Source organism: Mycobacterium sp., assembly GCF_032162105.1.
Classification (GTDB): Bacteria; Actinomycetota; Actinomycetes; order Mycobacteriales; family Mycobacteriaceae; genus Mycobacterium.
Genome location: NZ_JAVRPS010000563.1, coordinates 1 through 8,803, shown reverse-complemented (window position 1 = coordinate 8,803; position 8,803 = coordinate 1). Strand labels below are relative to the sequence as shown.

Here is an 8,803-nt window from a genome sequence, read left to right as displayed (position 1 = left end):
TGGGACAAAAAGGGTTACAAGATGCCGGGCGGCACCCCGTCCTCCCCGGCGCTGGCGGCCATCCTGCCGTCGTTCCCTGCGCTGCTGCGCAAGCAGCTCAAGGGTGCGAACATGCCTGCGCCCAGGGCGATCCTGGCCGCCGCCGTCGAAGGTGCGCAGGTCGACTTCGACACCGCGACCCGCATCGAGAGCCGCTACTTCACCGAGCTGGTCACCGGCCAGGTCGCCAAGAACATGATCCAGGCGTTCTTCTTCGACCTGCAGGCCATCAACGGCGGCGGCAGCAGGCCCGAGGGCATCGGCAAGGTTCCGATCAAGAAGATCGGCGTGCTCGGTGCGGGCATGATGGGCGCCGGCATCGCCTACGTCTCGGCCAAGGCCGGTTTCGGCGTGGTGCTCAAGGACGTCGCCATCGAGGCCGCCGAGAAGGGCAAGGGCTACTCCGAGAAGTTGGAGGCCAAGGCACTCGAGCGGGGCAAGACGACTGAGGAGAAGTCCAAGGCGCTGCTCGCCAGGATCACCCCGACGGCCGACGCCGCCGACTTCGCGGGCGTCGACTTCGTCATCGAGGCCGTCTTCGAATCGGTCGACCTGAAGCACAAGGTGTTCCAGGAGATCGAAGACGTCGTCGAGCCCAACGCGCTGCTCGGATCGAACACCTCGACGCTGCCGATCACCGGTCTGGCCACCGGCGTGAAGCGGCAGGAGGACTTCATCGGGATTCACTTCTTCTCGCCCGTCGACAAGATGCCCCTCGTGGAGATCATCCGGGGTGAGAAGACCTCCGACGAGGCGCTGGCCAGGGTGTTCGACTACACGCTCGCCATCGGCAAGACCCCGATCGTGGTCAACGACAGCCGCGGCTTCTTCACCAGCCGCGTCATCGGCACCTTCGTCAACGAGGCGCTCGCCATGCTGGGCGAGGGCGTCGAGCCGGCCAGCATCGAGCACGCGGGCAGCCAGGCCGGCTACCCGGCGCCGCCGCTGCAGCTGTCCGACGAGCTCAACCTCGAGCTCATGCACAAGATCGCCGTCGCCTCCCGCAAGGGAGTCGAGGACGATGGCGGCACCTACGAGGCGCATCCTGCCGAGGCGGTCGTCGAGAAGATGATCGAGCTCGAACGCCCGTCGCGGCTGAAGGGTGCGGGTTTCTACGAGTACGTCGACGGCAAGCGCACGCGGCTGTGGCCGGGTCTGCGCGAGACGTTCAAGTCGGGCTCCTCGCAGCCGCCGCTGCAGGACATGATCGACCGCATGCTGTTCGCCGAGGCGCTGGAGACCCAGAAATGCCTCGATGAGGGTGTGCTGACGACCACCGCCCACGCCAACATCGGCTCGATCATGGGCATAGGCTTCCCGCCGTGGACGGGTGGTTCGGCGCAGTACATCGTCGGATACCCTGGCGGCACGGCAGGTTTCGTGGCCCGGGCGCGCGAACTCGCCGCCAAGTACGGTGACCGCTTCACCCCGCCGGACTCGCTCAGCAGCTAGCAGTAGTACGCAGAGCTCCCGCGACAACGGCGTCGCGGGAGCCTTGTTATGCGGCCAGGTCCACGCTCTGCAGCGGATCAGCGAGGGGATTGGCCTGCGGGTTGCTCGCGAGGGCGTCCAGAACGAGGGACCACACCTGTGGGCTCAAGATGACGCCGGCGTGGCCGACCGGCAGGCCCGGATACAGATCCTGTAGGACGATGTTGGTCACGTTGGGTCCGTCGAGCGCCTGCTGGGTGTACGGCGTGACGATCTCGTCGTGCGTCGAGGCGATCGTGGTGTACAGGACACCTGGGCGGGTGTCGCCGTTGCCGTACACCTCCTGCTGGAATTCGGAACCCAACGACTGCTGTTCCAACGCCTGACCAAACGAGTTCGCAATGGCGAGGGCCAGCGGTCCCAGGATCGGTAGGTTGCGCAGGCCGATCAGGCCATCGAGATCGGTGCCGTGATTGCTCGGGGCGATACCGATCAGCTGCGACACCTTGTCGGCGCCGTCCAGATTGTTGATGTAGTACGCAGGCAGGATCCCGCCCCCCTGCGAATGGCCGATGAGGATCACCTTGGGTGCGCCCGTTTCGAGGAGAACCCTCTCCACCTCGGCGGCGAGTTGAAGGCCGGACTGCCTGATGTCGTCCGTGGCCTGGATCGGGAAATTGGGATTCTGCGTGATGTTGCCGTAGTTGAACGTGTAGACCTTGTACCCGGCATTGGCGAGGACCGGCGCTCCAACTCCCCAGTTCTCCCCCTGAGTGGCAATCGTTCCATTGACCAGAATGATCGGCAGCGGATGCTGGGCGGTGACGTTGATCGAGTCGTCGTTCGCGCCGGGCGGCGGCTGCTGCGGGTTGAGGAAACTCAGGCCGTTGATGATCCCGTAGTTGACCTGGAACGGTCCTGTGCCTGCGAAATCGGGCGCCCCGATCAGTGTTCTGCTCACTGCCGCGGCCGAATTCGCCACCGCGGTGGCCAGTGCGTAGGGCACGCCGAAGAAGCTGTGCGGTCCGAACGCCTGGGCGACCGTGTCGGCGACGGTGTACACCGCTGACATCGCGACTGTCCCGACGTCGGTTACCAGCCCGATCACCTGCCGGGGGTCCGGCAGGCGGAACGCGCCCGCGGGGGGTTGACTGTTCGACACCGAGGGAGCGGCCGTCGCGACAATCGCGACCGGCGCCTGTTGGCTGGCCACTTGCGATGAAGGTTGTTGGGTGGGCGCAGCGATGCTGCGATTACTCGTCGCGCTGATCGCCGCGGGCTGCGGATCGCCGGAGACTGGCTTCGCCGGCTTTGCCGATGCGCTGGTCGATGCGCTGGTCGAGCTGGGTCGGTGTGGACTACGGCGCGCATCCGGCGCCTGCAGGTCGCCGGCGTCTGCGGCTGCTACCGGTTCGTCTGGGTCCTCCGTGCTGGAGTCCGCCTTGGGGGGCGACGGTTCTTTGGAGGTATCGGCCGTCGTGTCGCGATCAGTAGCGCGATCGGGGTTTCCAGTGGCGGGCTTTTCGTTGGGACCGGTGTCCGGCGCGTCGGCAGGCGTGGAGCTTTTCGGCGGGTCGGCCTTCGCGGCTTTCGGCGCGTCTTCCGAGCTCTGCGAGCTCGAACTGCCACTTGACGGTGCCGGGTCGTCGGCATGGGCGATACCGCTGGCCAGCCCGACCGCCACCCAGGTTGACAGCAAGAAGGCGGCAACCACCAATCGCAACCACCAGTGATAGGACGACCGGCCGGTATTCAGCAGCCACATGCGATTCGCGGACAATTGCACACCTCTCCCCAGTTGGCATGCACTCTAGCCAGCGAATGGCCGGGTGGTTCCAGTTTCGGCACTCTTCGGGAAACGACCGATTCCACAAGCGACGCAACGGAATAGCGCGAGATTGCAGTCAGGGCTGCGTCGTCAAGCGATCGGCACCGGGTAATCCGGTGCCCGCATCGTGTCGTAGAGGCGGATGCCCTTGTCGTTGAGATTGGTGACGGCGCTGGTCAGAGACATCGGCGCAATCCACCCGTGGGGTGATCGCATTCTGGGGACTTCAGGACTGCTGCCTTCAGTTCCCCGATACGCCCTACGAGGATCTTCGCGCCGCGACGGTGACCGGGGCGCTTGCGGCGCTGGGCCGGTAGCCGCCAGGTCAGGCGTCGCGCTGGAACAGGTAGTGCTGCGCGGTCTTGGAGAGCTCCGATTCGGGTCCCGACGAGATCGCGGTCCAGCCGTCGGTGAAGCGGCGCATCACCTCGTCCGGCGAGATCCCCGGCACTCCGAACGAACCACCCGGCGTGAACGCGATGATCAGGAGCCGGCCGCCGGGGGCGATGACGGACCCGACGCCCCGGACGTAGCCGTCCCGGTCTTCTGCGGACATGCCGTGCAGGCACCCGTTGTCGACGATCAGCGTGAAATCCGCACCGACTCCGGCTGATTCCAGTTGGGTCGCGTCGGCCTGCCGGAAGTCGACGGTGACGCCTGCCGCCCTGGCCTTGGTGCGCGCTGCCTCCAGCGGTTTGGCCACGTAGTCGACGCCGGTGACTCGCCAGCCGTGCTTGGCCAGGTAGATGGCGTTGTCACCGGTGCCGCACCCGATGTCGAGTGCGGTGCCCGCCGCACCCGCGCCGTCGCCCTCGACGAGGGTGGCCAGCGTGGTCGACATCGGGTGCCCGTCCCAGGGTGTGAAGCCCAGTCGGTAGAGCACCTGGAACAGCCGCCGTCGCGACGACATGCGCTTATAGGGAACCCAGGTCCGCGGACAGCCAGTGCTGCGGTTTCAGGAAGATGGCCACGCTGTCGCCGTGCTCGCGGCGGGCGAACTCGAGGTAGGGGTCGACCTTCTCTGGCGGCAGATAGCGCTTGGTCAGCTCGACGAGTTGATCATCGGTGCCGGGCTCGATACGGCTGACTACCCCGTCGACCGCGACGTAGCGCACGGTTGGTTCGACGCGGTCGACCATCAGCGAGAACTCCCCCGTCGCCTCGATGAGCCGGTGCTTGCGGGAACCGGTTCCCGTGATCACCCACGGCTCACCGCCCGGGGTGTACTGGTACCAGATCGGCACCGTCAGCGGTCCCCGCTTGTCGCCGGCGTTCACCGCCAGCGCCGCGATGTGCGGCTCGGCTAGAAACTGTTCGCGCTCTTCTTTTGATAGGGCCATGGACCCAGGCTAACCTCGTCTGCCGACACCGGTTCCGGTGTGGAGGCTGACCGGCCACGGATCGCGTCGAACGCCTCCAGGAGAGCCGCGCTGGTGGCGTGTGCACCGAACACGCCACCCTGCATGGTCACCATGTTCAGTGCCGCAACGTGATTGGCGTAGTCGGTGGCGCCGGTGCAATCGGACAGCACCAGGCATTCGTAGCCCCGGTCGTTCGCGTCGCGCATCGTGGTGTGCACGCACACGTCGGTCGTGATCCCGGTGAAGACGATGTGCGTGATGCCGTTGCTCTGCAGGATCAGGTCGAGATCGGTGGCGTAGAAACTGCCCTTGCCGGGCTTGTCGATGATGGGCTCACCCGGCAGCGGCGCCATCTCGTCGACGATCTCCCAACCCGGCTCGCCCTTGGTCAGGATTCTGCCGCGCGGGCCGCGGGACCCGATCTCGGCGCCGATCTGGGCCGACCGCCAGCGCTTGTTGGCGGGCAGGTCGGACAGGTCGGGTCGGTGGCCTTCCCGGGTGTGCAGGATGAACAGGCCGATCTGACGTGCGGCGTGCAGCACCTTCTGCGCGGGTCCGAGCGGCGTCCGCGTCAGCGACAGGTCGTAGCCCATCGTGTCGACGTAGCCGCCCTCGCCGCAGAAGTCGACCTGCCAGTCGATGTTGATCAGCGCCGTCCTGCCGACGGGAATGTCGCCGTCGTAGGGCCACGCGTAGGGGTTGGCGTCGACGGTGATCGGTGGATGGATGCTCACGAGGACTCTCCGCTCAGGGCGGGCTCCGGCGACGCGACGGTCGCCGCGGCGGAGGCGGTGGGTAGGTAGGTCAGGGCGACGAATGCGAGCCCGCCGATGACCATCGCGACGACGGCGTCGGACAACTGCGGCGCCTCGAAATGGGTCAGCAGAGCGACTCCGGCGCCGATTGCCCAGGCCGCGAATGGCTTCCAGTACAGGGCCGCGGCCGGTGCGCGCCGATTGGCGAAGACCAGCTGATCCAGGATGAGGATGACGCCGATCGGCGGGACGAGCACACCGAGGATGTTCAGCCAGGCCTCGAAGTAGGACCAGATGCCTGCGACGGCGGCGATGGTTCCGATGATGCCGAGCACGATGGTCAGCTGGCGCATGGTCCTGCCGGTGATGTGGCCGAAGCCGACGGCGCCGTTGTAGAGGCAGTGGGCACAGACGCTGCCAAGGTTGACGAACACGAAGAGCACGCCCAGGGGCAGCAGCACCCCGCCGTTGTTGACCAGGACGTGCAGGAAGTCGCCGCCGGTCTTCTGCGGTTCGGCCGAGGCGCCGAGGGCGACGACGAAGGCACCGACCAGTTGGGCGATGAAGTAGGCGATGGGGAAGGCCGCGAACGCTGCCAGCGCACCTTGTTTGCCGTCCTTCGCCCAGCGGGTGAAGTCAGCGGTCATGGTGCCCGAGTCGGCGAAGCATGCGATCACCATGGTCACCGCGACGCCGAAGCTGATGGCACTCGCTCCTGCGCCGCCCTGATATGTCATCGCTGAGCCGATCCCGCCTTCGCGTGCCGCGATGACGACGGCGACGACGCCCAGCGGCACGAACATGATCGACGCCACGACGCCGATCCACGAGATCGCCCGGATGCCGATGAAGGTCAACGCCACGAACAGCACGCCGGCGAGCAGCGTGATCCACCCGACGCTCCATCCCATCGAGATGTTCAGCGTGGTACCGACCATGCCGGTCTGGAAGGCGAACCAACCGATCACCAACGTGGACAGGAACGCCGACACGACGCGGAACCCCTTGCCGCCGAACGTGTCCGCCGCGGTCAAGGCGAAGTTCTTGCCCGACCGGCCCGCGATGTAGCTCAGCGTCCCGACGTAGACCATCAGCACGGCATTGCCGAGGAGGATGGCGAGCAGCCCGGTGGTGAAGCCGAGGTTGTAGACGATGATGCCCGCGAACACCGCGGACGTCATGATCATCGGGAAGCCCACCCACACCGCGGACACCGAGAACAGTGACTTGCGGGCCGACAGTGGAACGGGTTCGTGCTCGTACTCCTCGCCGAGGGCCGACTCCGGGTGAGTCGTGGGTGGCGAGGACGTGGTGGAAGAAGTGGCCACGGCTGGGGTTCCTTCGTCGAGAGATCGCGGACGCCGACCGGCATCACGGTTGTATACGATGCGGTATACGTGTTACCCGTCGGTTTGCCCTCGTGAATATCGTGTAAACGGCACGACGGTCAGCCGTTCTCGGCCACCCACGCGCTGGTGAACACGTGGATGTCGAGGATCCCGCCGGCGAGCGGTTCGGCGATGAGTCGCGCAATCGTGCCGCCGATCAACGGAACATTGACTCGCACGGTCCCGGTGCACTCGAACCGCGAACCATTGGGAGTCGGTGTCAGCCATACCGCGCCTTCGCCGAACAACGGCAGGCCGAGTGCCTCGACGGTGATCTCTCCGCGCACCTTGCCGTCGTCGGGCGCATACCACCGCTCGCGGTGAAGTGCGTGCAGCACGCCGGCGTGCAAGCGGTTCAGCGGTGCGGGCAGCTGGTCGCTGCCGAAGCTTAGTGTCATCGCTGCGGTCGTGGTGCCATCCGCGTCGGTGGTCAACGAGTCCAGCGTCGGCGTCCCCGTGTCGAACGCGGCGAGCCTTGCCCGCCAGTAGTTCTCGTTTCCGAAAGCCCTGTGGGCCTGATCGACGGTGCCAGGGGATTCGGCCGACACGGCAAATGATCGCGGCACAGCACGGCACGCTACCTCCGCTCGGGGCAGGCCAGCCAACCGGCCGATGGCCATCCCGGTTCCGCAGTCGCCCTCCGCCCGACTCGGCGCCGGGGTGACGACCCGTTTGGGCTGCGCCGTCGACTACGGTGGTCCTGCGCTTTAGAGTTGGGCACCGTGCGCTTCGGACTATTCATCCCGCAGGGTTGGCGATTGGATCTGGTGGACATCCCCACCGCAAGTCAGTGGGGGGTGATGCGCGATCTCGCGGCCTACGCCGACGGCGGGGCGTGGGACTCGCTCTGGGTCTACGACCACTTCCACACCGTGCCGGTGCCGACCGGCGAGGCCACCCACGAGGCGTGGTCGCTGATGGCGGCCTATGCGGCGACGACGTCGCGGATCAAGCTCGGCCAGATGTGCACGGCGATGAGCTACCGAAACCCGGTCTACCTGGCCAAGGTGGCCGCCACCGTCGACATCATCTCGGGCGGTCGCGTTCAGATGGGCATCGGTGGGGGCTGGTACGAGCACGAATGGCGCGCCTACGGCTACGGCTTCCCGTCCGCCGGGGTGCGACTTGCCCGCCTCGACGAGGGGGTGCAGATCATGCGCGACGCGTGGCGCGACGGCAGGGTCAGCTTCGACGGCAAGCACTACCAGGTCGACGGCGCGATCGTGGCGCCGAAACCGTTGCAGGCGAACGGCATCCCGCTGTGGATTGCCGGCGGCGGCGAGAAGGTGACGCTGCGCATCGCTGCCAAATACGCGCAGTACACCAACTTCACCTCCGAGCCCGAAGGCTTCCGGCACAAGTCGGAGGTGTTGGAAGGGCACTGCCGCGACGTGGGGACCGACTACGGCGCAATCGTGCGGTCGGCAAACTTCAACGCCGTGGTCGGATCATCCGATGCCGAGGTGAAGGACCGCGTTGAACGGCTCCGCGCCCGGCAGATCGACAAGGCGAACCCGGAGGCGGTCGAGGGCATGCTGTCGACCATCACCTCGCCCGACTCGGCCAGCGGCACATCGGAGCAGATCGTCGAACGGCTGAGTCGCATGCGCGATCTGGGCTGTGAGTACGCGATCCTGAACTTCCCCGAGGCGGCCTACGACCGATCGGGCATCGAGCAATTCGTACGCGAGGTCATCCCGGCCCTCAGCTAGGCCGATTTGTCGACCAGTCTTGCTCGCCGTTCGTGGCGGGGGCGCGGCCGAGACCCGCTCTTGCGCTGACGAGCACGTAAAGACGGAGGCTCAGGCCTCGAGTGGGGTCGTCCACACGCCCGTCGCCGCGGCTGCGCGCGCGTAGTCGGCGAAGTCCCGTGGTTCCCGTCCCAGCGCGCGCTGGACACCGTCGGCCAACTGCGCCTTGCTGCCGAGCACCACGGTGAATAGGTGGTTCAGCAGCCAGATGAAGTCGTCCGGCAGCCCGTATTCCTTCAGCATCGCCACG

7 protein-coding genes and 3 pseudogenes are annotated in these 8,803 nt (G+C 66.5%); 3 read left to right on the top strand and 7 right to left on the bottom strand.

Translation table 11 applies throughout. The features are described from left to right. The coding region (locus QOC69_RS28800) for a 3-hydroxyacyl-CoA dehydrogenase family protein (protein ID WP_526445935.1) at positions 1 to 1,491 on the top strand (1,491 nt) is incomplete at its 5' end. Between the two features lie 46 nt (positions 1,492 to 1,537). On the opposite strand, the gene QOC69_RS28795 is transcribed toward QOC69_RS28800, so the two are convergent. Next, positions 1,538 to 3,250: an alpha/beta fold hydrolase gene (locus QOC69_RS28795; protein ID WP_526445934.1), complete on the bottom strand. Its 1,713-nt coding sequence runs from the start codon at positions 3,248 to 3,250 to the stop codon at positions 1,538 to 1,540. A 230-nt stretch (positions 3,251 to 3,480) separates the two neighbouring features. On the opposite strand from QOC69_RS28795, the pseudogene QOC69_RS28790 reads away from it, so the two are divergent. After that, positions 3,481 to 3,615: pseudogene (locus QOC69_RS28790) on the top strand (TetR/AcrR family transcriptional regulator); the annotation flags it as partial. A gap of 8 nt (positions 3,616 to 3,623) precedes the next feature. On the opposite strand, the gene QOC69_RS28785 reads toward QOC69_RS28790, so the two are convergent. The 5 genes and pseudogenes from QOC69_RS28785 to QOC69_RS28765 all read right to left on the bottom strand — a co-directional run bounded on the left by QOC69_RS28785 (position 3,624) and on the right by QOC69_RS28765 (position 7,368). Further along, positions 3,624 to 4,208, bottom strand: a complete 585-nt coding sequence (locus tag QOC69_RS28785; protein WP_526445933.1) for a class I SAM-dependent methyltransferase — start codon at positions 4,206 to 4,208, stop codon at positions 3,624 to 3,626. A 4-nt stretch (positions 4,209 to 4,212) separates the two neighbouring features. Further along, entirely contained in the window at positions 4,213 to 4,638 is a 426-nt protein-coding gene (locus QOC69_RS28780; protein ID WP_526445932.1) for a pyridoxamine 5'-phosphate oxidase family protein, read from the bottom strand. A gap of 71 nt (positions 4,639 to 4,709) precedes the next feature. Then, positions 4,710 to 5,375 (bottom strand): annotated as a pseudogene (biuH, locus tag QOC69_RS28775) (biuret amidohydrolase); the annotation flags it as partial. Positions 5,376 to 5,389: 14 nt separating this feature from the next. Continuing rightward, on the bottom strand, positions 5,390 to 6,742 hold the full coding sequence (locus tag QOC69_RS28770; protein ID WP_526445931.1) for a cytosine permease: 1,353 nt from the start codon (positions 6,740 to 6,742) through the stop codon (positions 5,390 to 5,392). A gap of 119 nt (positions 6,743 to 6,861) precedes the next feature. Further along, positions 6,862 to 7,368: a DUF2505 family protein gene (locus tag QOC69_RS28765; protein WP_526445930.1), complete on the bottom strand. Its 507-nt coding sequence runs from the start codon at positions 7,366 to 7,368 to the stop codon at positions 6,862 to 6,864. 156 nt (positions 7,369 to 7,524) lie between these two features. Here QOC69_RS28765 and QOC69_RS28760 point away from each other — a divergent pair, with 156 nt between their 5' ends. Next, positions 7,525 to 8,514: an LLM class F420-dependent oxidoreductase gene (locus QOC69_RS28760; protein ID WP_526445929.1), complete on the top strand. Its 990-nt coding sequence runs from the start codon at positions 7,525 to 7,527 to the stop codon at positions 8,512 to 8,514. A 90-nt stretch (positions 8,515 to 8,604) separates the two neighbouring features. Here QOC69_RS28760 and QOC69_RS28755 read toward each other — a convergent pair. Next, positions 8,605 to 8,803, bottom strand: a pseudogene (locus QOC69_RS28755) (NmrA family transcriptional regulator); the annotation flags it as partial.

Coding starts and splice junctions, on each gene's coding strand:
- QOC69_RS28785 (WP_526445933.1), bottom strand. CDS start 4,208: ATGTCGTCGCGACGGCGGCTGTTCCAGGTGCTCTACCGACTGGGCTTC.
- QOC69_RS28780 (WP_526445932.1), bottom strand. CDS start 4,638: ATGGCCCTATCAAAAGAAGAGCGCGAACAGTTTCTAGCCGAGCCGCAC.